The sequence below is a fragment of the Serratia sp. CY47444 genome, from assembly GCF_052168635.1.
GTDB lineage: Bacteria > Pseudomonadota > Gammaproteobacteria > Enterobacterales > Enterobacteriaceae > Serratia > Serratia bockelmannii.
Map to the genome: position 1 here is coordinate 227314 of NZ_JBJNMH010000003.1, position 24017 is coordinate 251330.

Sequence of the window (24017 nt, forward strand, 5' to 3'; positions counted from 1 at the left end):
TCACCGGCGATGATAAAGTGTCGGGCACATTCACCCGCGCCGGCAGGAGTTAACCGTTAATGGCTTATTCGCAACGCATTGAAACCGCAATTTTTGATATGGACGGCTTGTTGATCGACTCGGAACCGCTGTGGCTGCAGGCCGAGCTGGATATCTTCGGCGCGCTGGGTTTGGATCTGTCTGACCGTCACAAGCTGCCGGACACGCTGGGGTTGCGCATCGATCTGGTGGTGAAGATGTGGTACCAGGCGATGCCGTGGCAAGGGGTTTCGCTCGATGAGGTGTCGGTGCGGATTATCGAGCGCGCCATCGAGCTGGTGCACGAGACGCGCCCGCTGCTGCCGGGCGTTCAGCAGGCGCTGGAGCTGTGCCGCAGCCAGGGGTTGAACATTGGCCTCGCCTCCGCCTCGCCGCTGCACATGCAACAGCAGGTGCTGAAGATGTTCGATCTTGACGGTTACTTCGATCAGCTGGTTTCCGCCGAATACCTGCCGTACAGCAAACCACACCCTGAGGTCTACCTGATCGCCGCCGAGCGCCTGGGCAGCGATCCGCTGCGCTGCATCACGCTGGAAGACTCCTTTAACGGCATGATCGCCACCAAGGCCGCACGCATGCGTTCCATCGTCATCCCGGCGGCCGAATACCGTCACGATCCGCGCTGGGCGCTGGCGGACCACAAGCTGGAGACCCTGGAACAGCTCACTCTCGCCCACTTTGCCTGACCTGCGGCGCCGGTCATCGGCGCCCTGGCTTTCCGCTCTGCGCCATAAAAGGGATCCGTGCCGCAAAACAAACGAAACATCGTTTCATTATTATTGAATCGGCATGCTGTTGTTATTATGCTGGGTGGCAAGGAAAGCGACGGCCCGCGGCGCGTTGTCACTGCCACGCAGCGCGGTTCAAGGCCGCCGCTTCCTCCCGCCACACGCCAAGCCACCGTCTTTTTTCTCATCTTCATGCATCGCCCATCGCCCGCTTTTTGTTCTCGCCAGTCAAAATCGATGATTTGTTACGCAGCACCGTAACAAGCCGTTGTAAAACAGGGAAAAATAAACAATTGGTTACAGGGTAACTGCTTCCACTACTGGGAATTTTCCCATATACTGGATAAATTAACAGTTTACCAGCCGGAATCGCAACAGCATGACCGCGGAAGGACATCTCATTTTCTCTGTCGCTTGCGCGATCTTCGCCAAGAAGGCGGAAGTGACGCCAGAGCTGGCTACCGGCGACTGGTGGCACATCATACCCGCCGCGCTGCTCACCTCGCTGCTGCCGGACATCGATCACCCCAAGTCGGTACTGGGCCAGCGCCTGCGCTGGATCGCCCTGCCCATCGCCCGTGCCTTCGGCCACCGCGGTTTCACCCACAGCCTGCTGGCGATCGCCGGCGGCATGGCGCTGTTTCAGCTGGACGTGCCGCGTAGCTGGCCGATCCCGGCCGATGCGATGCACGCCATGATCATCGGTTACTTCAGCCATCTGCTGGCCGACATGCTCACGCCCGCCGGCGTGCCGCTGCTGTGGCCGTGCCGCTGGCGTTTTCGCCTGCCCCTGCTCAACTCGCAAAAAGGCAACCAGCTGGAGCGCGTACTGTGTCTGTGCCTGGTGGCGTTTGCCATCTGCTGGCAAGGCGATTTCACCCTGCCGGTGCAATCCTATGTCGAGCAAATCAGAAATATCAGACTCTGATCACAAAAATACGCCCAATCCATCATCTTGGTGTATATAAAACAAACAAAAAAACACAAAAAGCTATATCAAATTCCATTTGGATATAAGTAGGCCACTCAGCAAACTGTTACGATATTTACATCGCGACATACGTGATGCGTAGTCGTTTTTATAAGAAAGATTATTGGAGACATTGGGGATGAATCTTCCGCTCGTGATTAACGTGCTGGTGTTTGTCGCGCTTCTTTTGCTGCTGGCGCAAACCCGCCACAAGCAATGGAGCCTGGCGAAAAAAGTGCTGGTCGGCCTGGTGGTCGGCGTAGTATTCGGTCTGGGCCTGCAGCTGGTGTACGGCGCCGACAACCCGGTACTGAAAGAATCCATCAGCTGGTTCAACATCGTCGGCAACGGCTATGTGCAACTGCTGCAAATGATCGTCATGCCGCTGGTGTTCGCCTCGATCCTGAGCGCGGTGGCCAAGCTGCATAACGCCTCTTCTCTGGGCAAAATCAGCGTCCTGACTATCGGCACGCTGCTGTTCACTACGCTGATCTCGGCGCTGGTGGGCGTGCTGGTCACCAACCTGTTCGGCCTGACCGCCGAAGGCCTGGTGCAGGGCGCGCAGGAAAGCGCGCGCCTGACGGCGATCCAGACCAACTACGTGGGTAAACTGGCCGATCTGACCGTGCCGCAGATGGTGCTGTCGTTCATCCCGAAAAACCCGTTCGCCGATCTGACCGGCGCCAGCCCGACGTCGATCATTAGCGTGGTGATTTTCGCCACCTTCCTCGGCGTGGCGTCGCTGCAGCTGCTGAAAGACGACAAGCCGAAAGGCGAGCGCGTGCTGGTGGCTATCGACACCCTGCAGGCCTGGGTGATGAAGCTGGTGCGTCTGGTCATGAAGCTGACGCCGTACGGCGTGCTGGCGCTGATGACCAAAGTGGTCGCCGGTTCCAACATTCACGACATCGTCAAGCTCGGCAGCTTCGTGGTGGCCTCGTACATCGGCCTGGCCATCATGTTCGTGGTGCACGCTGTGCTGCTGGCCTTCACCGGCGTTAACCCGATGAAGTTCTTCCGCAAGGTGTGGCCGGTGATCACCTTCGCCTTCACCAGCCGCTCCAGCGCCGCCAGCATTCCATTGAACGTGGAAGCGCAGACCCGTCGTCTGGGCGTGCCGGAATCCATCGCCAGCTTCTCGGCGTCGTTCGGCGCCACCATCGGCCAGAACGGCTGTGCGGGCCTCTACCCGGCGATGCTGGCGGTGATGGTTGCGCCGACCGTCGGCATCAACCCGCTGGATCCGGTGTGGATCGCCACCCTGGTTGGCATCGTCACCCTCAGCTCCGCCGGTGTGGCGGGCGTGGGCGGTGGCGCCACCTTCGCCGCGCTGATCGTACTGCCGGCGATGGGCCTGCCGGTGACGCTGGTCGCGCTGCTGATCTCGGTCGAACCACTGATCGACATGGGCCGTACCGCGCTAAACGTCAACGGCTCCATGGCGGCAGGCACCATCACCAGCCAGCTGATGAAGCAAACCGACAAAGCCGTGATGGACAGCGAAGACGAAGTCGAATTGGCTCACAGCTAACGCCCTCTCAGATCGAAAAAACCGGGGATTATCCCCGGTTTTTTTATGCCCCGCGTTCGGTCGTTACGGCCGCTCGCCGTTCGCCAGCCGCCGGTTGATATCGGCGATCACATCCGGTAATTGCGCCAGCGTGTCTATCACATAATGCGCGCCCGCCGCGTACAGCTTATCGGCGGCCGCCGTGCGGCGCTGCTCTATTTCCCCTGCCGCCATTTGACGGTACTCCGACCAGGTAGCGCCGAACTCGTTGCCGGACAGCGCCAGCCCGACGCTCCACATCCCGGCGTTCAGCCCTTCGGCAATGCCCGGCACCGCGTCATCGACCTTCACGCAGTGCGCCACCGCATCGATGCCCAGCGCGATGACGTTCTGCAACGCCATCCACGGCCCCGGTCGGCCGCCGGCCGCAAGATCGTCGGTGGCGACCCAATAATCCGGCGCATAGCCGCGCTGCGCGGCGGCCGGCGCCAGCACCTCCATCACCGCGCGCGGATAACCGGAGCAGGAACCGATTTTGATGCCCTGTTCGCGCAGCCCGGCAATCACCTGCGGCACGCCCTCGATGGGATCGGCAAAGTCGATCACTTTGGCGATTTGCAGCGGCATAAACGCCTGATACAGCGCGTCGATATCCTGGTGGCTCATCGAGCGGCCCAGCTTCTGCCGCCAGCGCGCGTCGACCGCCGGCAGTTTGCCCAGCGCCTCGATGTGCTGCCATTTGCCGAGCCCCATCGGAATGCGCGCCTCCGCCAGGCTGATGTCGATATCGAAGGTTTGCTTGAACGCCTCGACAATAATCTGCGTTGGCGCAAAGGAGCCGAAGTCCACCGTGGTGCCGGCCCAGTCGAGGATCACTGCGTTGATCTGTTTCATGGTCAATCCTTATTGATTCCAGTACATCGCCTGCCCGACGGCCGCCAGCAAGCGTTCGATATCCTGCGGATAAATTTCCCCGATGTTGCCGATGCGGAAACAGTCGCTCTGCGACACTTTGCCGGGATAAATCACGAAGCCTTGCTGCTTCAGGCGCTGATAAAACTCGGCGAAGCGGTAAGTGTCGGCCTTCGGCGAATAGAACGCGGTGATGATCGGCGAGTGCAGCGCATCGTCCAGCAGGGTCTCAAAGCCCAGTTCACGCATGCCCGCCACCAGCCGACGCTGATTGGTCTGATAGCGGTGGTGGCGCGCGGCAATACCGCCCTCGTGTTCCAGCTCTTTCAGCGCCTGCGCGAAGGCCAGCACGGTGTGGGTCGGCGACGTAAAGCGCCATTTGCCGGCCTGGTCTTCCATACAGCGCCACTGGGCATACAGATCCAGCGACAGCGAGCGCGAACGGCCGGCGCATTTCTCCAGCTCGCTGCGGCGGGCGATGACGAAAGCGAAGCCCGGCACGCCCTGAATGCATTTGTTGGCGGAGCTGATCAGAAAATCGATGCCCAGCGCGTCCACATCCAACGGAATGCCGCCGAAGCTGCTCATGGCGTCAACGATAAAGGTTTTACCGTTGCGCGCCGCCAGACCGGCGACCTTCTGCAGCGGGTTGAGCATGCCGGTGGTGGTTTCACAGTGCACCATGGCGATATGGCTGATGCGCGCATCGCTTTTCAGCACCGCCTCCATCGCCGCCACGTCCGGCTCATTGACCTCGCCGCAGTCGAAAGCGTGGTGGTCAATATCCATTAGCCGCGCCATTTCGATCATTCGCGCCCCATAGGCGCCGTTGTTGACGATCAGCAGCTTGTCCTGCGGGCCGATGACCGTGCCCAACACGCCTTCCACCGCAAAACTGCCGCTGCCCTGCAGCAGCACCGCGGTGTAACCGGCGGACGGCGTCGCCAGCGCCACCAACCGTTGGCGGATGCGCTGCACCACGCCCAGGTTGTAATCTTCATCCCAGGTGCAGCTGTCATACAGCATCGCCTCTTTCACCGTTTTCGACGTGGTCAACGGGCCGGGGGTCAACAGCAGGTAGTTACGATCGGACATGTCATTCACCTATTTGGTCTATACCAGATTGCGGGCATTGTGGCGGCAAATTCCTTCCCCGGTCAAACGACAAAGCGCGGTGAAACAAAAAATTCATCTGGCTATGTATAATAAGCGCGTGCCGGAATGTCGGGCCGATGCCATAGCGAGGTGAAATGAAAGAACATCAGGGCGATATGCCCCATTACCTGCAGATCAAGGATCAGCTTCAGGCGCGCATCACCCGCGGCGCGCTGCAGGCGGGCGACAAGCTGCCTTCGGAGCGCGAGCTGTGCGCCATCTTCTCTACCACCCGCGTTACCATTCGCGAGAGCCTGGCGCAGCTGGAAGCCACCGGCGCCATCTACCGCGCCGATCGCCGCGGCTGGTTCGTCACGCCGGAACGGCTGTGGCTGGATCCGACGCAGAACACCAACTTCCACCGCCTCTGCCAGGAGCAAGGGCGCACGCCGCGTATCGCGCTGCTGTCCGGCGAAAAAACCACGGTGCCGCTCGACGTGATGCAGCCGCTGGCGCTCGAGCCGTTCGATCAGGTGTATCTGCTGCGCCGCGTGCGCTATGCCGACGGCCGCGCCATCTGCTATTGCGAGAACCACTGCCTGCCGCAGCGGGTGCCGGAACTGCTCCGCCACGATCTCAACGGCAGCTTGACCGAGGTTTATCAGCAGCATTACGATTTGATTTACAGCAACATGCACCTGTCGTTCTACCCGACCGCCCTGCCTTACCGCGCCGCCAACGCGCTCGGCGCCATGGTCGGCCTGCCCGCCTTATTGCTGCGCCGCTTGAATTACGATCAGCACGGCCGCATTCTCGATTTCGATATCGAATACTGGCGCCACGACAGCCTGCGCATCGAGGTCGATACGCTTTAATCTCCTGAATATCGGGGCTGCGCCTGCCGCCCCCTTTTCTCTCCCACGCCCAATCCCCGTTGCCGGTAAATATATTTTGCCGCTTTCATTTGTTTGTCATATTCGCCGATTAGCTTGGCCGCATATCTGGTGTATACCAGTTTCGCATTAACCCGCAACAGTGAGGCTGAAGCTATGAAACTTTCTCGTCTGGTCGTGATGACCGCCATCGCACTCGGCTCCGCGCCGGCCTGGGCCGCCGATGCGGTGGTGACCGTCTACTCCGCCGATGGCCTGCACGACGGCGATCACAGCTGGTATCAAACCCAGTTTGACGCCTTCACTCAGGCAACCGGGGTCAAGGTGCAGTACGTCGAAGGCGGTTCCGGCGCCATCGTCGAGCGGCTGTCGAAAGAGCGCAGCAACCCGCAGGCCGACGTGCTGGTGACGCTGCCACCGTTCATCCAGCGCGCCGCCGCGGAAAAACTGCTGCAGGACTTCACCCCGCAGGATGCGGCGCAGATCGCCAACGCCCAGCCGCAGTTCGTGCCGCTGGTGAACAACTACCTGAGCTTCATCTATAACGCCAAACTGCTGCCGCAGGCGCCCGCCAGCTACCAACAGCTGCTGGACGCGCAGTTCCGCAACAAGCTGCAGTACTCCACGCCGGGCCAGGCGGGTGACGGTACCGCGGTGATGCTGCAGGCGTTCCACAGCTTCGGCAGCAAAGACGCCGGTTTCGACTACCTCGGCAAGCTGCAAAGCAACAACGTCGGCCCTTCGGCCTCCACCGGCAAGCTGACCGCGCTGGTCAATAAAGGGGAGCTGCTGGTGGCCAACGGCGATCTGCAGATGAACCTGGCGCAGATGCGCAGCAACCCGAACGTGAAGGTGTTCTGGCCGGCCGGGCCGGACGGCAAGCGCAGCACGCTGGTGCTGCCTTACTATGTCGGCCTGGTGCAAGGCGCGCCGCAAAGCGCCAACGGCAAAAAACTGATCGACTTCCTGCTGAGCAAAGAAGCGCAGAGCAGCGTCAGCGCCATTTCCTACGGTATGCCGGTGCGTAAGGACGTCACCCCGACCGACGATAACTTCAAGCAGTCGCAGGCGGCGCTGAAAGGCGTGGACATCTGGGCGCCGGACTGGAATCAGGTGGTGAGCAGCCTGTCCGCCGATATCTCCCGCTGGCACCAGGTGACCGAATGACGCTGACGATGCCTTCTACCCTCTCTTCCCGCGCCGAGGCGCGGGATCGCAGCCAGGACATCGCCGGGCCGTCGGGCATTCAGCTCGACCGCGTCAGCGTGTCGTATCGCGGCACCGAGGTGCTGAAACCCCTGACGCTCACCATCGCCCCCGGCGAAGTGCTGGCGCTGATCGGCCCCTCAGGCTCGGGCAAAACCACCGTGCTGCGGGCCATTGCCGGATTCGTGCAGCCGTCCGCCGGGCGTATTGCCATCGGTGACGTCGATGTCACCGACGTGCCGCCTTATGAGCGCGGCCTGGGCATGGTGGTACAGAACTACGCGCTGTTTCCGCATATGCGCGTCGAAGACAATGTGGCGTTCGGCCTGCGCGCGCAAGGCAAGCCGCGCGGCCTCACCGCCGAGCGCGTCGAAGAAGCGCTGGCCATCGTCGGCATGTCCGCCTACGCCAAGCGCTATCCCAGCCAGCTTTCCGGCGGCCAGCAGCAGCGGGTGGCAATCGCTCGCGCCATCGCGGTGCGCCCCAAAGTGCTGTTACTGGATGAGCCGCTGTCGGCGCTGGACGCGCAAATTCGCCACAGCATGGTGGAAGAGATCGCCCGCCTGCACCGCGAACTGCCTGACCTGACCATCCTGTACGTCACCCACGATCAGGGCGAAGCGCTGACGCTGGCGGACAAGATTGGCATCATGCGCGACGGCCACTTGATCGCCCACGGCGAGACCCGCGCGCTTTACCATCATCCCACGAACCGCTTCGCCGCCGAGTTCCTCGGCCGCGCCAACCTGCTGCCGGCCACCGCGCTGGAGACCACTACCGGGCAAGGCATGACCACCGTCAGCTGCGCCGGCAAAGTGATCGGCTGTTTCACCTACGGCGCACAACGCGGCTTCGACAAGCTGCTGTGCATCCGGCCGCAGCATATTGCGCTCGATGCCGACGCCCAGCGCAGCAACAGCCTCATCGGCACGCTGCGCGATATTCACTGGCAGGGGGAACTGACGCACCTGCAGTTCGACGTTCAAGGCCATCCTCTGCGCGTGGTCACCACCCATCGCAGCCGGATGCCGCAGATCGGCGAACGCGTGCCGCTCTATTTCGCCCCCGACGATGCGGTACTGATCGAGGACTGACATGATCGACTCTACGCTTATTCGCCCGGCCCTGCGGCTGCGTTTCCCGCGCCGCCTGTGGATCCTGCTGCCGCTACTGGTGCTGGCGACGCTGTTTTTCTACCCGTTGGCGCTGATCGTCAAACAGGCATTTACCGACGATCAGGGGCTGTTCAGCGCCGCCGCGCTGCAGCAGGTGTTCGAATCCCGACGCTTTGTCGGCGCCCTGCTCAACACGCTGCAGATTGCGCTACTGGCGACGCTGGGCTGCCTGGTGCTCGGCACCCTGCTGTCGCTGCTGCTGGTGTTCACGCCGTTCCCCGGCAGCCGACCGATCGCCCGGGTGATCGATACCTTTATCGCCATGCCGACCTTCCTGATCACGCTGGCCTTCACCTTTATCTACGGCTCCGCCGGCCTGCTGAACGGCACGCTGATGGCGACCTTCGGTTTCACCCTGCCGCCGGTAGACTTTCTTTACTCCATCTGGGGGGTGATCCTGGCGGAAATCACCGTGTTTACGCCGCTGGTGATGCGCCCGCTGATGGCGGCATTGTCGCAGATCGATCGCAGCCAGCTCGAGGCCGCCAGCATCCTCGGCGCCCGGCCGGGGCGCGTGGTGCGCCAGGTGATTTTGCCGGCCGCGCTGCCGGCCTTGCTGGCCGGCGGCAGCCTGTGCCTGTTGTTGACCACCAATGAGTTCGGCATCGTGCTGTTTATCGGCGCCAAGGGCGTCACCACGCTGCCGATGATGGTCTACTCCAAAGCGATTCTGGAGTCGGATTACGCCGTCGCCTGCACGATCGCCGTCGTGAATATCGCGCTATCGCTCGGGCTGTTCTCCCTTTACCGCTACGCCGCGGCGCGCGCCGGGCTGAGGAACTGACAATGTTGATTTGGTCCCGCACCGGACGCACCCTGACCTGCACGTTGACGATCACGCTGTTCGCCCTGTTCTTCTGCCTGCCGCTGGCGGTGATCCTGATGTCCAGCCTCAGTGAGCAGTGGAACGGCGTGCTGCCGAGCGGTTTCACCCTCAACCACTTCCGCCAAGCGTTCAGCGGCGCCTCCTGGGACGCGCTGGTCGCCAGCCTGGCTATCGGTTTCAGCGCCAGCCTGTTCGCGCTGCTGTGCGGTACCTGGGCGGCGCTGGCGCTGCGCCACGTGCCTGAACGCGGCCGACAGCTGCTGGGCACGCTGTTTTTCATTCCCAGCGCGGTGCCTTCGGTCTCTATCGGTTTGGGGATGCTGGTGGCGTTCAGCCAGGGGCCGCTGCAGATGAACGGCACCTTCCTGATCGTGCCCGCCGCTCACTTCGTGCTGATTTCCGCCTTTACCTTCGGCAACGTGATGGCCGGGTTGACCCGGCTACCTGGCGACTACGAGAACGTCGCCGCCAGCCTGGGCGCGTCGCCGCTGTTTCGCCTGCGCCACGTCACCCTGCCGATGATCGCCCCCTATATGATCTCCGCCTTCGCGCTCAGCCTGTCGCTGTCGATGGGGGAGCTGGGCGCGACCATGATGATCTACCCGCCGAGTTGGGCGACGCTGCCGGTCACCATTTTTAGCCTGACCGATCGCGGCAGCATCGCCAACGGCGCGACGCTGACCATGATCCTGGTGGCGGCCACGCTGTTGCTGATGTTAGTACTGGAGCGGATTGCTCAGCGGCTGACGCCGGGCGCAAAATAGCAACAAGGCGCTGCCATGGCGGCGCCTTGTTCTTCGAAGCGAAGGGTCAGAACGGGTAGTCGTGATAGCCCTGCTGTTCGGAAATGCGTCGGGCGGCGACGTGCAGCAACGCCACATACTCCTCCCGCGCCTCTTCGGAAAAGCGCAGCGTCGGGAAAGAGATGCTCAGCCCGGCGATCGCTACCCCGAACCTGTCAAAGACCGGTACCGCGATGCAGCGGATCCCCGCTTCTTGCTCTTCGGCATCTTCGCCGTATCCCTGCGCTCGAACCCGATCCAGCACCGGCAACAGTTCGGCGGCGCTGGCCAAGGTATGTTCGGTGCTGCGGGTAAACTCAATCTGCGACAGGATCTGCGCCACCTCATCCCGCTCGCGCCAGGCCAGCAGCACTTTACCGATGGCGGTGCTGTGCAGCGGGTTGCGGCGACCGATGCGCGAATACATACGCAGGTTATACATCGCGTCGATCTTGTGGATGTAGACGATGCCATCTTCGTCCAGAGCGCCGAGGTGGATGGTCTCGCGGGTAAGATTCGACAATTCGCGCATCTGCACGTCGGCGCTGCGGATCAGATCGACGTTCTGCAACGATTTGGCGCCCAGCTCGAACAGCTTGAGCGTCAGCGCATACTTTTCCGTCTCGCCCTCCTGTGAAACGTAGCCCAGCGCTTTCATGGTCTGCAGAAAACGGTAGACAGTGCTTTTAGACATCATCACCCGCTGGGACAGTTCGGTAATGCCAATCTCGCGCTCATCGCCGAGCGCCTGCAAAATGCCGAACACTTTCATCACGGATGAGACGGCATCCGGTTGCTTGTCTGAATCTGCGTTAGCCATGGTGCATACCCTACTTAACGGTTTTGTTTCAGGAAATTTAAACAAGGGTTTCAGTATAATCGGAACAGATCGCAGCGCGCAACGCAGCTGAGCGCTAAGCAATTGAAGCCAAATGGATAACCGTTGGCCCGCTCACCGCCGTTTACAATTAAGCGGACAAGGGGCATGCAATCACAGGCGAATATGATTAGCATGATAATACTCCCCTGAATAAATACCGCTGAGACCAACATGCGTCCTTGTTCCGACGGCCTCCCCGTCCCGCAACGCTATGGGGCGATCCTCGCCATCGCCCTCGGCATTACCGTATCCGTGCTCGACGGCGCGATAGCCAACGTGGCGCTGCCCACCATCGCTCGCGATCTCAACGCCAGCCCGGCCAGTTCCATCTGGGTGGTCAACGCCTATCAGTTGGCGATCACCGTCTCTCTGCTGTCGCTGGCGTCGCTCGGCGATCTGGTCGGCTACCGCCGTATCTACCAGGCCGGGTTGCTGGTGTTCAGCATCACCTCACTGTTCTGCGCCCTGTCCGACTCGCTGCTCACGCTGACCATCGCCCGCGTGCTGCAAGGCTTTGGCGCCGCCGCTATCATGAGCGTCAACACCGCGCTGATCCGCATCATCTACCCGCAGCGTTTTCTCGGCCGCGGCATGGGCATCAACTCGCTGATCGTCGCCTGCTCCTCGGCGGCCGGGCCGACGGTGGCGGCGGCGATCCTGTCGGTCGCATCCTGGCAATGGCTATTCGCCATCAACCTGCCGATCGGCATCGTCGCGCTGCTGCTGGGGATGAAATTCCTGCCGGCCAACGGCCAAAAAAGCGATAACCGCCGTTTCGATCCCACCAGCGCCGTGCTGAACGCGCTGACCTTCGGCCTGCTGATCACCGCCATCAGCGGCTTCGCCCAGGGCCAGAGCCTGACGCTGATCTTCAGCGAGATCGCCGCGCTGCTGGCGATTGGCGCGGTGTTCGTGCGCCGTCAGTTACGCCAGGAATTCCCTCTGCTGCCCGTCGACCTGCTGCGCATCCCGATCTTCGCCCTGTCGATGGGCACCTCAATCTGTTCGTTCGCCGCGCAAATGCTGGCGATGGTGTCGTTGCCGTTCTTCCTGCAAAGTGCATTGGGCCGCGACGAGGTGGCGACCGGGCTACTGCTGACGCCGTGGCCGCTGGCGATCGTGGTGATGGCGCCGATCGCCGGCCGGCTGGTGGAGCGCGTGCACGCCGGCCTGCTGGGCTGCATTGGGCTGGCGGTGTTCGCGCTCGGACTGTTCTCTCTGGCGCTGCTGCCGGCGGCGCCGTCGAATATGGACATCATCTGGCGCATGATACTGTGCGGCGCCGGTTTCGGCCTGTTCCAGTCGCCCAACAACCACACCATCATCTCCGCCGCGCCGCGCAACCGCAGCGGCGGCGCCAGCGGCATGCTGGGCACCGCGCGCCTGCTGGGGCAAACCTCGGGGGCTGCGCTGGTGGCGCTGATGTTCAACCTGTTCCCCACATCCGGCACCCACGCTTCACTGATCCTGGCTGGGGTGTTCGCCACCCTGGCGGCGGCCGTCAGCAGCCTGCGCATCACCCAATCGACGGCGCAAGCGGCGCAGCCGAGCCGCGAGGTGAAATAGCGGGCATAAACGAGCCGGGCTCCCATCGATTGTAAAACCGATGGGGCCAGCACTGACGGCCGGCCTGAGCCGGACCGCGTCGGATGCAATGCCGTGAGCATTGCAGGCCAGGCGTTAGTCTCCGTGCCTCAAGGGGCTTCGGCCTTGTCGTAAACAGGCTAAATAGGCGTCGTCATCCGGATACCAGCCAACAATGCGTTGGCCGTCGTGATCCATCCCCTCGAAGGCTTTCAGTAGGCCGGGGGTGAACATGCGCTTTATCAGATCTTCGGACTGCGCGCTGTCGATTCGACAGTCACAGCGCGTCTCTCCGTCAACCTGAACGAAGTTCTGCAACGAAGCGAGACATCGCGCGTCGAGGTCGCCATGGACATGGATAAACTCCCCCGTTTCTACCAGGGTGAGCGCGGTCAGGTCTCCCCCTACCACGAACGCGCCGTCGTTTCCTGAGCTGCAATAGGCATGGCGTATGCGGACATCGTCACGCACGACCAGTCCGCCCCAGCAAATCAGCATATCCGCCTGCAGCCGCCCCAGCACGACAATGCCGCCGTCCTCTTGCTGCGGTGACACCGCCAGGCATCCCTCCACGATCACATCGCCGTCCACGATCAGGTAATCGTAATCGTGGCCGTCGTGCTCGTCGGGGAAAAACGCCGGCAGGCGCAGATCGCCTGAATGCCAGCGAATAGCCGGCGGTTCATCATCGTCATCATGCCGGTTCAACAATTCCGCAACCGCATCGGCGACACCGCCAGCCAATGCGGCCAGGCGCGCCGACACCTCATCACCGTTGAGTAAGGGAAGGTGGTTGATTTTCATAGGGCCTCGGGGACAAATGTCATTGTGCCAAAGCATATAACATGCGCTTCCAAAGCCAAACAGGCGGTCGTGACCGGGCCCGATGCGGCTTGCCCTCTCACCGGGTGATCTGGCACCGCGCCAGCCCAGGCTGAGAGGCCGAAAGACGCTGTTTGCAGGTGGGATTCAGGGACTTCGGGCGCTGCTGCAGGGCATTTACGCCCGCAAACTTTGGTAAAGCGGTTTACCCCATTCATCGCCGAATTTCATTGCTGAATCCGCCGCCGCTGAAAAAGCGGTTCAGGCATGCCATAAAAAAACCCCGGCAAGCCGGGGTTTTTCCTTTCATTCAGCCGATTACTTCAGGTACTGGCCGGAACGCAGCGCTTCGATACGCTTGTCGAGCGGCGGGTGCGACATGAACAGCTCGCTGAACGACTTGGATTTGCCGTTGATGCAGAACGCCATCATGCTGCCCGCTTCCTGCGGTTCGTAGCTGGTTTTCAGGCGCTGCAAGGCGGCGATCATCTTCTCGCGGCCTACCAGTTTGGCAGAGCCTGCGTCGGCATAGAACTCGCGGTGACGCGAGAACCACATGGTGATGATGCTCGCCAGGATGCCGAACACCAGTTCCAGCACCATCGACACGGCGAAGTAAATCATCGGGTTGCCGTTGCCTTCCCCTTCGCCATCACCGTCGCGGTTGCCGAGGAAACCGGCGGCGACCTGCGCGATCAGGCGTGAAATGAAGATGACAAAGGTGTTCACGATGCCCTGAATCAGGGTCATGGTCACCATATCGCCGTTGGCGACGTGGCTGATTTCGTGCGCGATGACTGCTTCCGCTTCGTCGCGGCTCATGCTCTGCAGCAGGCCGGTGCTGACGGCGACCAGCGAGGCGTCGCGGCGTGCACCGGTAGCGAAGGCGTTGATGTCCGGCGCGTGGTAGATAGCGACCTGCGGCATGGCGATGCCCGCCTGCTGCGACTGACGGCGTACCGTTTCCAGCAGCCAGTTTTCTGTTTCGTTACGCGGTTGTTCAATCACTTCCCCGCCGACGGAGCGCAGCGCCATCCACTTGGACATCAGCAACGACACGAAAGCGCCGCCGAAGCCGAACAGACCGGCCATGATCATCAGGCCCTGAACGCTACTGGATTGGATTCCTGTCAGGCTGAGCACCAGCCCGAAAACCAACATCACCGCCAGGTTGGTGAGCAGGAACAGAGCTATACGCATCATAAATTGTTTACTTCCTCATAAATGTTAACAAAACGCTGTCTAAGATACCCTAGATCGTATGGGCATTCGTCACAGTTTCAAGAGTCGCGCGTCATTAACCTACTAAAAATACGAAACTTTACAAAAACGGCACGCGACCGGGATTTGGCAAATTGTAAACGATTGTTGCGTAAGGCGGAGGTTTTTTTACCCTAAATTTGTCAGGCGATGCATCAGCCCACCTCCCTTCACCCTGCTGGGAAGCCGGCTTTCGCGTCGCCATAAAAAAACGCACCCGAGGGTGCGTTTTTCATCCTGCCGTACGCGGCCTTATTTGGCCGGCGTTGGCTGCTGAGCGGGCTGATCTTTTTCCAGATGAGCCAGGTCCAGCGCGATATGCACGGATTCATCCAGGTACGGATCCGGCTCCTGGTAATCCTTAGGCAGATCGTCGAGCGATTTCAGCGGCTTCTTGCCCGCGCGTTCCAGACGCTCGTTGATGCGTTTCAGACGGGTCGCGTCGTCATCGTGGTTCTCTTTCTCGCGCACCGCCAGATTGAGGGACACGATGTTGCGTTTATCCTTCAGCGCCTTGTAATGCGCGATATCCTGCGCGATGTACTGGAACTCTGGATTTTGCGCAATGCGCTGCTGGTGATCTTTCAGCAGCTCCGGCTCGAACGGCGTCATATCGCCTGTCTTGCTGTAGGTCGCCGCGTTGATGCTGTCCCACGGCATAGCGTTGTCTTCAAACGCTTCGCCGGTTTCCGCCGGATCGACGCCGGTCGGCATCAGAATGTCCGGCGTCACGCCCTTGCGCTGGGTACTGCCGCCATTGACGCGGTAGAACTTCTGAATGGTGTACTGCACCGAGCCAAGCGCTGGCCACTCAGGGCGCAGCATCTGGTCGTAGATGCGGTTCAGCGAACGGTACTGCTGCACGGTGCCTTTACCGAAGGTCGGTTCGCCGACGATCAGCGCACGGCCGTAATCCTGCATTGCCGCCGCGAAGATCTCGGAGGCGGAGGCGCTGAAGCGATCGACCAGCACCACCAGCGGGCCTTTGTAGTAGGTCACGCCGTCGGTGTCGGCGTCTTCACGCACTTTGCCGTTGTTGTCGCGCACCTGCACCACCGGGCCGCTCGGAATGAACAGGCCGGACAGCGACACCGCTTCAGTCAGCGCGCCGCCGCCGTTGGTGCGCAGATCGATGATCACGCTCTTGACGTTCTGCTTGGCCATCTTCTGCAGCTGCACTTTCACGTCATCGGTCAGACCGACGTAGAAGCCAGGGATGTCGAACACCGCCACCTTCTCTTTGCCGACGGTCTTGATGGTCATTTTCACCGCGCGGTCTTCCAGGCGGATACGCTCGCGGGTCAAGGTGACCACGCGGGTTTTGGTGCCCTTGCCGGCCGGCAGGATCTCAAGGCGCACCTTGCTGCCCTTCGGCCCTTTGATCAACGACACCACGTCGTCCAGGCGCCAGCCGATCACGTCCACCATCGGTTTGCCGGCCTGGCCGACGCCGACGATGCGATCGCCTACGGTGATCGCCTTGCTCTTCGCCGCCGGTCCGCCCGGCACCATCGAGTTGATCAGGGTGTAGTCGTCATCCATCTGCAGCACCGCGCCGATGCCTTCCAGCGACAGGCTCATCTCGGTGTTGAACTGCTCGGTGTTGCGCGGAGACAGATAGTTGGTGTGCGGGTCGATTTCATGCGCAAAGGCATTCATCGCCAGCTGGAAGACGTCTTCACTGTTGCTTTGCGTCAGGCGCTTGATGGCGAACTGATAACGCTTGGTCAGCGTGTCGCGGATTTCTTTGTCGGTCTTGCCGGTCAGCTTGAGGTTCAGCTCGTCATACGTGACTTTCGCATCCCACAGGCTATCCAGCTCGGCCTTGTCTTTCGGCCACGGCGCTTTGCTGCGGTCGAGATCGATAGTGCCGTTGCCGGTGAAGTTCATCGGCTTGTCCAGCAACGACAACGCATAGGTGTAACGCTCAAAGCGGCGTTTCTGCGCCAGATTGAACAGCGCGTAGAAGGTGTCCAGCTTGCCGGTTTTCAGCTCTTCGCCAACCTGATTGCGTTTGCCGGCGAACTGCGCCACGTCGGAGGCCAGCAGCACGTTATGGTTGTAGTCCAGCATGTTCAGGTAGCGATCGAAGATCTTGCCTGAAAACTCCGCATCGAGGGCGAACTGGCGGTAATGAGAGCGAGTGAAGCGCGAGGTGACGCGCTCACTCACCGTAGCGTGCTGGGGTTCCTGTTGCAGTTGGGGCAGTTGGTCGATGCGGATGTTGGCTGTTTCCGCGCCGTAACTGACACCCGCCCACAGCAGCCCTGCAATCGCTGTTAATCTGACGAATTTGTTCATGCCTGGGTTGGCCTCCGTATCAGAACTGCAAGTGTTCTGCGCGCACAATCATCGCCAGACCGGAAGAGAGCTGCACACGTACGCCATCTTTAGCGATTTCGAGTACGGTAGCATCCATCGCGCTCTTGCCTGCTCTGACTTTGATTTCCTGGCCAATTTGCAGTTTAGAGATATCCGTGACTGGCGCATAACGCGGCTGGCTTTCCTCTTTGGCTGCACGAGGTTGGCGAGCGGGCTGTGGGCGAGTTTGTGGGCGCGGCTTGCGGTTTTCCGGCGCGGCTCCGCCTTCGCGACGTGCAGCGGGCTTTTTACCGGCTGGACGCGGACGGCGCGGAGCGGCATCGGCGGATTCGCCGGCGGCTTCACGTTTTTTGGCGTTTTGTTCGGCACGCTGTGCCTGAACGCGCGCTTTGGCTTCTTCAAGCTGCTGGCGAGCATGATCGACATGCTGCTGCTCAAGTTCACCGCACGGATTGCCGTCCAGATCGACGCGCTGTGCGCCAACCTTGACACCGTACAGATAACGCCAGCTTGAGGTATATAGGCGCAGGGCAGAACGCAATTGCGTTTTGCTGAGATTTTCTTCCCCCTGCACGCGCTCTACCAAATCCTGAAAAATACCGATTTTCAGCGGACGAGCTTCGCCTTCGGCGCTAAAGCAGAGCGGAAAACGCTCGGCAAGAAAAGCAATGACTTCTTTACTAGAGTTCAACTTAGGTTGATTTTCCATGAAATTTCCTGATTACAACGGTATTGCCAACAAGCCACAGGCATGAACAGGCGTCATTATAATGACGCCATCGGTAATTGCCACGTTAACCGTCGATCAACTTGCCGCTACAGTCACATATTTCGCACTGTCACACTGTTCCAGTTGCTCACAAAGCCCCGCCACCACTGCTTTCAGGCCCACTTCATCCTGTTCGTCGAAGCGTTGATAAACCGTGCTGTCGATATCCAAAACGCCGATCGCTCGGCCGCCAACCGCCAGCGGCAGCACGATTTCCGCGTTGCTGGCCGCATCGCAGGCGATATGGCCCGGAAACGCATGCACGTCACCGACGCGCTGCACGCGATTTTCCGCCACCGCCGTGCCGCATACGCCCTTGCCCACCGGAATGCGCACGCAGGCGATCTTGCCCTGGAACGGCCCCAGCACCAGCTGGTCGCCCTCCATCAGATAGAAACCGACCCAGTTCACGTCATCCAGACGCTCGTTGAGCAACGCGCTGGCGTTGGACAGCGCCGCGATAAAGTTGGTTTCCCCGCCGAGCAACGCGCTCAGGTCACGTTTTAATTCCGCGTAGAATTGTTCTTTTGTCATGTGTTAACCATTGAAACAGTGAAGATGGCCAGAAGCCCAAAGCTTAGGCCCTATAAAATAAGCATTAAATGCGTATAGCCACAAGGTTAATCATCTGTTGCTTCACAAAACCCCGTCGCTCGGGGTATGTTTGCCGCTCAGAATCCCGGTTTACCTCGTTTTACCGTCCGGCGCCCGATCGCCGGTGACGCGGCCGGTTTATTTTTCAGCTACGCTGACACTTCCGGCGGGCTCAAGGGCAGCGACTTGTCAAAAATGAAAATACACGCGATCACCGCTCCCCTTTCCAAAGCGCGTCACCAGCGCTGCTGCGAGTGCGACCTGCTGTTCGTGCTGCCGCCGCTCAGCGGCAATCAAGCCGCCTATTGCCCGCGCTGCAACGCCAAGGTGGTGAACGGCCGCGACTGGTCGATGACGCGTCTGACCGCCATGGCGATCGCCATGCTGCTGCTGATGCCGTTCGCCTTCACCGAACCGCTGATCAGCATTCGTCTGCTCGGCACGCGCATCGACGCCAGTTTGCTGGAGGGCATCTGGCAGATGAGCCGCCAGGGCGATCCGCTCACCGCCAGCATGGTGGCGTTTTGCACCCTCGGCGCCCCGCTGACGCTGGTGCTGTCGCTGCTGTACCTGCGCGTCGGCCATGCGCTCGGCATGAACCTGCGCCCGGTGCTGCTGATGCTGGAGCGGCTCAAAGAGTGGGTAATGCTGGACATTTATCTGATCGGCATGGCGGTGGCGGCGATCAAAGTGCAGGATTACGCCGACATCCAGCCCGGCAGCGCGCTGATCGCTTACCTGTCGCTCACGGTGCTGAGCATCCTGACGCTGATCCACGTCAACCTGGAGCAGCTGTGGGAGCGCTACTATCCGCAGGAACAGCCGGAAGGCCCGCCGACGGCGCTGCACATTTGTCTGTCCTGCCACTATACCGGCTATCCCGACGCGCGCGGCCGCTGCCCGCGTTGCCATGTGCCGATGTGCCATCGCCAGCCCTACAGCCTGCAGAAAACCTGGGCGGCGCTGATCGCCGCGATGATCCTGCTGATACCGGCCAACCTGCTGCCGATTTCCATCATTTACGCCAACGGCACGCGGCTGGAAGACACCATTTTCTCCGGCGTGGTCTCATTGGCCACCTCCGGCAACGTGCCGATCGCCGCTATCGTGTTCATCGCCAGCGTGCTAGTGCCCTTCACCAAGGTGATCGTGCTGATCATGCTGTTGCTGAGCATCCACTTCAAAACCTCGCACAGCCTGAAAACGCGCATTCGTCTGCTGCGCCTGGTCACCTGGATCGGCCGTTGGTCGATGCTCGATCTGTTCGTTATCGCCTTGATGATGTCGCTGGTAAATCGCGATCAACTGTTATCTTTTACTATGGGACCGGCCGCGTTTTACTTTGGCTCGGCGGTCATTTTGACTATTCTTGCCGTTGAATGGCTCGATAGCCGATTGATTTGGGATGCACATGCAACAGGAAACGCCGACTACACCGACTGAAGCGCGGGTCAAGAACAAACGCCGCATTTCACCGTTCTGGTTACTGCCGTTCATCGCCCTGCTGATCGCCGGGTGGCTGGTCTATAACAATTTCCAGGAGCGCGGCACCACCGTCACCATCGATTTCCAATCAGCGGCAGGCATCGTCGCCGGCCGCACGCCGGTGCGCTACCAGGGCGTTGAGGTCGGCACGGTGCAAAAAATCAGCCTGAGCAAAGATTTACGCAGCATCGTGGTGGAAGCCAGCATCAAAAGCGATCTGGAAGACTCGCTGCGCGAAGGCACCCAGTTCTGGCTAGTGACGCCCAAGGCCTCGCTGGCCGGGGTATCCGGGCTCGATGCGCTGGTCGGCGGTAACTATATCGGCATGATGCCCGGCAGCGGCAAGGAGCAAACCCACTTCACCGCGCTCGATACCCAGCCGAAGTACCGCCTGAACACCGGCGAACTGATGATTCACCTGCATGCCGACGACCTGGGTTCGCTCAACAGCGGCTCGCTGGTCTATTACCGTAAAATCCCGGTCGGCAAGGTGTATGACTACACCATCAGCGAAGGCAACAAGGGCGTGACCATCGACGTGCTGATCGACCGCCGCTTCGCCAACCTGGTGAAGAGCAACAGCCGCTTCTGGAATGTCTCCGGCTTCAAGGGCGATTTCAGCCTGTCCGGCGCCACGGTGCAAATGGAGAGCCTGGCGGCGCTGGTCAACGGCGCCATCGCCTTCGATTCGCCGGCCGATGGCCAGCAGGCCAAGGGCGATCAAAGCTATACCCTGTATCCGGATCTGGCCCACAGCCAGCGCGGCGTCAATATTTTGCTGGATCTGCCGAGCGGCAACAGCCTGAGTGAAAACCGCACGCCGCTGATGTACCAGGGACTGCAGGTCGGCACCCTGACCAAGCTGACGTTGCAACAGGGCAGCAAAGTCATCGGTGAACTGACCATCGATCCTTCGGTGGTCGATCTGATGCGCAGCGGCACCCGCATCGTGATGCGCAGCCCGCGCATCAGCCTCAACGACGCCAAGCTCAGCCAACTGCTGACCGGCACCACGCTGGAACTGGTGCCGGGTGAAGGCGAACCGCAGCAGCGCTTCAACGTGCTGGACAGCAGCGAAACGCTGTTGCAACAGCCGGGTGTGCTGACCGTCACGCTGAATGCGCCGCAAAGCTACGGCATCGACGTCGGGCAGCCGCTGGTGGTGCACGGCGTGAAAGTCGGCCAAATCCTGAGCCGCACCTTGACCGCCGGCGGCGTGGTGTTCACCGCCGCCATCGACGCGCAGTACCGCGGCCTGCTGCATAAAGACAGCAAATTCGTGGTCAACAGCCGTCTCGACGTCAAGCTGGGCATTGACGGTATGGAAGTGCTCGGCGCCAGCGCCCAGGAATGGGTAGACGGCGGCGTGCGCATTATCCCCGGCAGCAAAGGGGAACCAGGCGGCCAGTACCCGCTATACGCCAACAGCGAAAAAGCCGAGGAAGGCATCGTCGGCAACGCCCCTTCTACCACCCTGACCCTCAGCGCCACCAGCCTGCCGGACGTGCAGGCCGGCTCGGTGGTGCTGTACCGCAAATTCCAGGTGGGCGAGATCGTCAACGTCCGGCCGAAGGCCAACGAGTTTGAGGTGGACGTCTACATCAGCCCGGAATACCGCAAGTTGCTGACTCGCGAAAGCATCTTCTGGGCCGAAGGCGGCGCCAAAGTGCAGCTCAACGGCAGCGGCCTGACGGTGCAGGCCTCCCCGCTCAACCGCGCGCTGAAAGGCGCCATCAGCTTCGACAACCTGCAGGGCGTGACGCTGAATAAAGGCGCCAACCGCGTGCTCTACGCCAGCGAAACCGCCGCTCGCGCGGTGGGCAGCCAAATCACGCTGAAAACCTACGACGCCAGTAAGCTGTCGGCGGGCATGCCGCTGCGTTACCTCGGCATCGACGTCGGCCAGGTGGAGTCGCTGCAGCTGGCGCCGGAGCGCAACGAAGTGTTGGCTAAAGCGGTGCTGTATCCGGAATACGTGCAGACCTTCGCGCGCCTCGGCAGCCGCTTCTCGATCGTGTCGCCGGAGATCTCCGCCGCCGGCGTCAGCAACCTCGATACCCTGCTCCAGCCTTATATCAACGTGGAGCCGGGGCGCGGCCGCGAGCTGCGCACTTTCGAACTGCAGCAGGCCAGCATCACCGACTCGCGCTATCTCGACGGCCTGAGCGTCGTGCTCGACGCCGCCGAAACCGGCTCGCTGCAGATCGGCACGCCGGTGCTGTTCCGCGGCGTAGAGGTCGGCACCATCACCGGTTTCTACCTCGGCGCCATGTCAGACCGGGTGCACGTCGCGCTGCGCATCAGCAAGAAGTACCAGCATCTGGTGCGCAACAACAGCGTGTTCTGGTTGGCGTCGGGTTACAACCTGCAGTTCGGCCTGACCGGCGGCGTGATCAAGAGCGGCACCTTCCAGCAGTTCATCCGCGGCGGCATCGCCTTCGCCACCCCGCCGACTATTCCGCTGGCGCCGAAAGCCACGCCGAACAAGCACTTCCTGCTGAATCCGGAAGAGCCGAAGGACTGGAAAACCTGGGGCACCGCCATTCCGCGCGATTAACTTTCGCGTTTTCCTCAGGGCCCGGCAATGCCGGGCCCTGTTTTTTTCCGCTTTGTGATAAACTCTCGCCCTTGTCTTTATTGCACCCTGAGAGTTCGCCCCGTGGCCAAATCCACCGCCCTTTTTCTGCCCCCCGCTTTCCTCGACGCCACCCGCGCCATCATGCCCGCCGAGCTGGCGATGGACGATTTTATCGCCGCTTGCCAGCGCCCCCTGCGCCGCAGTCTGCGCGTCAACACGCTGAAAATCAGCGTCGCCGACTTCCTGGCGCTGGTGCAGGATTACGACTGGCGATTGGAGCCCATTCCCTGGTGCGCGGAAGGGTTCTGGATCGAGCGCGACGATGAAGAGCTGCGATTAGGCAGCGCCGCCGAACACCTGAGCGGTCTGTTCTATATTCAGGAGGCCAGCTCGATGTTGCCGGTCAGCGCGCTGTTCTCGGGCGACGCGGCGCCTACTCGAGTGCTGGACGTGGCGGCGGCGCCGGGCTCCAAAACCACCCAGATCGCCGCGTTGATGGGCAACCAGGGCGGCATCGTCGCCAACGAATACTCCGCCAGCCGGGTGAAAGTGCTGCACGCCAATATCAGCCGCTGCGGCGTGAAGAACACCGCGCTGACCCATTTCGATGGCCGGGTGTTCGGCGCTGCACTGCCGGAGAGTTTCGACGCCATTCTGCTCGACGCCCCCTGTTCCGGTGAAGGTGTGGTGCGCAAGGATCCGGACGCCATGAGCAACTGGTCGCCGGACAGCGTCGCCGAGATCGCCGCCACCCAGCGCGAGCTGATCGACAGCGCGTTTCATGCGCTGGCACCGGGCGGCGTGATGGTTTATTCCACCTGCACGCTCAATGCGCAGGAAAATCAGCAGGTGGTGCGCTGGCTGCTGGATACCTATGGCGACGCAGTCAGCGTCGAGCCGCTGGGTGAGCTGTTCCCCGGCGCCGACAAGGCGTTGACCGCCGAAGGCTTCCTGCACGTCTTCCCGCAGATTTACGACAGCGAAGGGTTTTTCGTCGCCCGCCTGCGTAAAAAACACGCCGTGGCGCCGTTGGCGAAGCCGACCTATAAAGTCGGTAAATTCCCGTTCAGCCCGCTATCCGGCAAAGAGGCGGCGCTGGTCGCCCAAGCCGCCGCCGCATCCGGCTTAACCTGGGGCGATGACAGCCGGCTGTGGGAGCGCGACAAGGAAATCTGGCTCTTCCCGGCCGAGCTGGAGCCGCTGTTTGGCAAAGTGCGCTTCTCGCGTATCGGCCTCAAGCTGGCGGAGCGCTTCCCGAAAGGTTTCCGTTGGCAGCACGAAGCGGCGATCGCCCTCGCGGGTGCCGGCGGCAAACAGCATTTCGAGCTGGACGCCGCGCTGGCCCAGGAGTGGTATCACGGCCGCGATCTCTACCCTGAGCAGCCGCCGGCGGGCGACGAGTGCATCGTCACCTATCAGGGGCAACCGCTGGGCATCGCCAAACGCATTGGCAGCCGCATAAAGAATAACCTGCCGCGCGAACTGGTGCGCGACGGCGCGCTGGATTTCCACCTGTAAACGATACCGCGCCGGGGAATGAAATTCCCCGGCAATAAAATAACGCTAATAATATTCCCATCGCCGTTC

The 24017-nt window shown here is 61.2% G+C and carries 20 protein-coding genes; 12 read left to right on the plus strand and 8 right to left on the minus strand.

The window, feature by feature from the left end; genetic code table 11:
- Positions 1 to 59: 59 nt before the first annotated feature.
- The 3 genes from hxpB to ACJ8IL_RS07550 all read left to right on the plus strand — a co-directional run bounded on the left by hxpB (position 60) and on the right by ACJ8IL_RS07550 (position 3268).
- Positions 60 to 725, plus strand: coding sequence for a hexitol phosphatase HxpB (hxpB, locus tag ACJ8IL_RS07540; protein WP_164067559.1), 666 nt, complete (start codon positions 60 to 62; stop codon positions 723 to 725).
- Positions 726 to 1146: 421 nt separating this feature from the next.
- Complete coding sequence (locus tag ACJ8IL_RS07545; RefSeq protein ID WP_141997901.1) at positions 1147 to 1695, plus strand: metal-dependent hydrolase; 549 nt, start codon at positions 1147 to 1149, stop codon at positions 1693 to 1695.
- Positions 1696 to 1876: 181 nt separating this feature from the next.
- Positions 1877 to 3268 (plus strand): L-cystine transporter, encoded by a 1392-nt coding sequence (locus ACJ8IL_RS07550; protein ID WP_025302598.1) that lies wholly within the window; start codon positions 1877 to 1879, stop codon positions 3266 to 3268.
- Between the two features lie 63 nt (positions 3269 to 3331).
- On the opposite strand, the gene phnX is transcribed toward ACJ8IL_RS07550, so the two are convergent.
- The gene (gene phnX / locus ACJ8IL_RS07555) at positions 3332 to 4141 is read right to left on the minus strand and encodes a phosphonoacetaldehyde hydrolase (protein WP_442516455.1); all 810 of its coding nucleotides are present in this window, start codon (positions 4139 to 4141) and stop codon (positions 3332 to 3334) included.
- A gap of 9 nt (positions 4142 to 4150) precedes the next feature.
- Positions 4151 to 5254, minus strand: coding sequence for a 2-aminoethylphosphonate--pyruvate transaminase (gene phnW, locus ACJ8IL_RS07560; RefSeq protein ID WP_049209394.1), 1104 nt, complete (start codon positions 5252 to 5254; stop codon positions 4151 to 4153).
- A 155-nt stretch (positions 5255 to 5409) separates the two neighbouring features.
- Between phnW and phnR the strand changes: the two genes are divergently transcribed.
- From phnR to ACJ8IL_RS07585, 5 genes are all read left to right on the plus strand, one after another.
- On the plus strand, positions 5410 to 6129 hold the full coding sequence (phnR, locus tag ACJ8IL_RS07565) for a phosphonate utilization transcriptional regulator PhnR (RefSeq protein WP_442516456.1): 720 nt from the start codon (positions 5410 to 5412) through the stop codon (positions 6127 to 6129).
- A gap of 174 nt (positions 6130 to 6303) precedes the next feature.
- Positions 6304 to 7314, plus strand: coding sequence for a 2-aminoethylphosphonate ABC transporter substrate-binding protein (locus tag ACJ8IL_RS07570; protein WP_049205185.1), 1011 nt, complete (start codon positions 6304 to 6306; stop codon positions 7312 to 7314).
- A gap of 2 nt (positions 7315 to 7316) precedes the next feature.
- Positions 7317 to 8447 (plus strand): 2-aminoethylphosphonate ABC transport system ATP-binding subunit PhnT, encoded by a 1131-nt coding sequence (gene phnT / locus ACJ8IL_RS07575; RefSeq protein WP_376783368.1) that lies wholly within the window; start codon positions 7317 to 7319, stop codon positions 8445 to 8447.
- 1 nt (position 8448) lies between these two features.
- The gene (gene phnU, locus ACJ8IL_RS07580; protein WP_049295462.1) at positions 8449 to 9312 is read left to right on the plus strand and encodes a 2-aminoethylphosphonate ABC transporter permease subunit; all 864 of its coding nucleotides are present in this window, start codon (positions 8449 to 8451) and stop codon (positions 9310 to 9312) included.
- 2 nt (positions 9313 to 9314) lie between these two features.
- On the plus strand, positions 9315 to 10118 hold the full coding sequence (locus ACJ8IL_RS07585) for an ABC transporter permease (protein WP_025302592.1): 804 nt from the start codon (positions 9315 to 9317) through the stop codon (positions 10116 to 10118).
- Positions 10119 to 10164: 46 nt separating this feature from the next.
- Here the strand turns inward: ACJ8IL_RS07585 and kdgR are convergent, their stop codons facing one another.
- Positions 10165 to 10956, minus strand: coding sequence for a DNA-binding transcriptional regulator KdgR (kdgR, locus tag ACJ8IL_RS07590; protein WP_197835557.1), 792 nt, complete (start codon positions 10954 to 10956; stop codon positions 10165 to 10167).
- A gap of 231 nt (positions 10957 to 11187) precedes the next feature.
- On the opposite strand from kdgR, the gene ACJ8IL_RS07595 reads away from it, so the two are divergent.
- A complete protein-coding gene (locus ACJ8IL_RS07595; RefSeq protein ID WP_025302590.1) occupies positions 11188 to 12582 on the plus strand; it encodes an MFS transporter in 1395 nt (464 codons plus the stop codon).
- A 114-nt stretch (positions 12583 to 12696) separates the two neighbouring features.
- On the opposite strand, the gene ACJ8IL_RS07600 is transcribed toward ACJ8IL_RS07595, so the two are convergent.
- From ACJ8IL_RS07600 to ACJ8IL_RS07620, 5 genes are all read right to left on the minus strand, one after another.
- A complete protein-coding gene (locus ACJ8IL_RS07600) occupies positions 12697 to 13404 on the minus strand; it encodes a hypothetical protein (protein WP_442516457.1) in 708 nt (235 codons plus the stop codon).
- Between the two features lie 336 nt (positions 13405 to 13740).
- Complete coding sequence (gene htpX, locus ACJ8IL_RS07605; protein ID WP_016927998.1) at positions 13741 to 14625, minus strand: protease HtpX; 885 nt, start codon at positions 14623 to 14625, stop codon at positions 13741 to 13743.
- Between the two features lie 309 nt (positions 14626 to 14934).
- On the minus strand, positions 14935 to 16983 hold the full coding sequence (gene prc, locus ACJ8IL_RS07610) for a carboxy terminal-processing peptidase (RefSeq protein WP_164067565.1): 2049 nt from the start codon (positions 16981 to 16983) through the stop codon (positions 14935 to 14937).
- Positions 16984 to 17002: 19 nt separating this feature from the next.
- The gene (gene proQ, locus ACJ8IL_RS07615) at positions 17003 to 17713 is read right to left on the minus strand and encodes an RNA chaperone ProQ (RefSeq protein WP_004931497.1); all 711 of its coding nucleotides are present in this window, start codon (positions 17711 to 17713) and stop codon (positions 17003 to 17005) included.
- 96 nt (positions 17714 to 17809) lie between these two features.
- Positions 17810 to 18307, minus strand: a complete 498-nt coding sequence (locus ACJ8IL_RS07620) for a GAF domain-containing protein (protein WP_025302587.1) — start codon at positions 18305 to 18307, stop codon at positions 17810 to 17812.
- 255 nt (positions 18308 to 18562) lie between these two features.
- Between ACJ8IL_RS07620 and yebS the strand changes: the two genes are divergently transcribed.
- The 3 genes from yebS (at position 18563) to rsmF (ending at position 23948) form a co-directional block, all read left to right on the plus strand.
- Complete coding sequence (gene yebS / locus ACJ8IL_RS07625) at positions 18563 to 19810, plus strand: membrane integrity lipid transport subunit YebS (RefSeq protein WP_025302586.1); 1248 nt, start codon at positions 18563 to 18565, stop codon at positions 19808 to 19810.
- A complete protein-coding gene (locus ACJ8IL_RS07630) occupies positions 19779 to 22409 on the plus strand; it encodes an MlaD family protein (protein ID WP_442516458.1) in 2631 nt (876 codons plus the stop codon). Before yebS ends, ACJ8IL_RS07630 begins: the two co-directional genes overlap by 32 nt.
- A gap of 162 nt (positions 22410 to 22571) precedes the next feature.
- Entirely contained in the window at positions 22572 to 23948 is a 1377-nt protein-coding gene (gene rsmF, locus ACJ8IL_RS07635; protein ID WP_442516481.1) for a 16S rRNA (cytosine(1407)-C(5))-methyltransferase RsmF, read from the plus strand.
- Positions 23949 to 24017: the final 69 nt, after the last annotated feature.

What these genes read in the sequence shown, in the direction of transcription:
- ACJ8IL_RS07570 (WP_049205185.1), top strand. Translation starts at nt 6,304, where the DNA reads ATGAAACTTTCTCGTCTGGTCGTGATGACCGCCATCGCACTCGGCTCC.
- phnX (WP_442516455.1), bottom strand. Translation starts at nt 4,141, where the DNA reads ATGAAACAGATCAACGCAGTGATCCTCGACTGGGCCGGCACCACGGTG.
- htpX (WP_016927998.1), bottom strand. Translation starts at nt 14,625, where the DNA reads ATGATGCGTATAGCTCTGTTCCTGCTCACCAACCTGGCGGTGATGTTG.
- phnW (WP_049209394.1), bottom strand. Translation starts at nt 5,254, where the DNA reads ATGTCCGATCGTAACTACCTGCTGTTGACCCCCGGCCCGTTGACCACG.
- rsmF (WP_442516481.1), top strand. Translation starts at nt 22,572, where the DNA reads ATGCCCGCCGAGCTGGCGATGGACGATTTTATCGCCGCTTGCCAGCGC.
- ACJ8IL_RS07600 (WP_442516457.1), bottom strand. Translation starts at nt 13,404, where the DNA reads ATGAAAATCAACCACCTTCCCTTACTCAACGGTGATGAGGTGTCGGCG.
- kdgR (WP_197835557.1), bottom strand. Translation starts at nt 10,956, where the DNA reads ATGGCTAACGCAGATTCAGACAAGCAACCGGATGCCGTCTCATCCGTG.
- ACJ8IL_RS07630 (WP_442516458.1), top strand. Translation starts at nt 19,779, where the DNA reads ATGCAACAGGAAACGCCGACTACACCGACTGAAGCGCGGGTCAAGAAC.
- prc (WP_164067565.1), bottom strand. Translation starts at nt 16,983, where the DNA reads ATGAACAAATTCGTCAGATTAACAGCGATTGCAGGGCTGCTGTGGGCG.
- phnR (WP_442516456.1), top strand. Translation starts at nt 5,410, where the DNA reads ATGAAAGAACATCAGGGCGATATGCCCCATTACCTGCAGATCAAGGAT.
- ACJ8IL_RS07620 (WP_025302587.1), bottom strand. Translation starts at nt 18,307, where the DNA reads ATGACAAAAGAACAATTCTACGCGGAATTAAAACGTGACCTGAGCGCG.
- ACJ8IL_RS07550 (WP_025302598.1), top strand. Translation starts at nt 1,877, where the DNA reads ATGAATCTTCCGCTCGTGATTAACGTGCTGGTGTTTGTCGCGCTTCTT.
- ACJ8IL_RS07595 (WP_025302590.1), top strand. Translation starts at nt 11,188, where the DNA reads ATGCGTCCTTGTTCCGACGGCCTCCCCGTCCCGCAACGCTATGGGGCG.
- hxpB (WP_164067559.1), top strand. Translation starts at nt 60, where the DNA reads ATGGCTTATTCGCAACGCATTGAAACCGCAATTTTTGATATGGACGGC.
- ACJ8IL_RS07585 (WP_025302592.1), top strand. Translation starts at nt 9,315, where the DNA reads ATGTTGATTTGGTCCCGCACCGGACGCACCCTGACCTGCACGTTGACG.
- yebS (WP_025302586.1), top strand. Translation starts at nt 18,563, where the DNA reads ATGAAAATACACGCGATCACCGCTCCCCTTTCCAAAGCGCGTCACCAG.
- ACJ8IL_RS07545 (WP_141997901.1), top strand. Translation starts at nt 1,147, where the DNA reads ATGACCGCGGAAGGACATCTCATTTTCTCTGTCGCTTGCGCGATCTTC.
- proQ (WP_004931497.1), bottom strand. Translation starts at nt 17,713, where the DNA reads ATGGAAAATCAACCTAAGTTGAACTCTAGTAAAGAAGTCATTGCTTTT.
- phnU (WP_049295462.1), top strand. Translation starts at nt 8,449, where the DNA reads ATGATCGACTCTACGCTTATTCGCCCGGCCCTGCGGCTGCGTTTCCCG.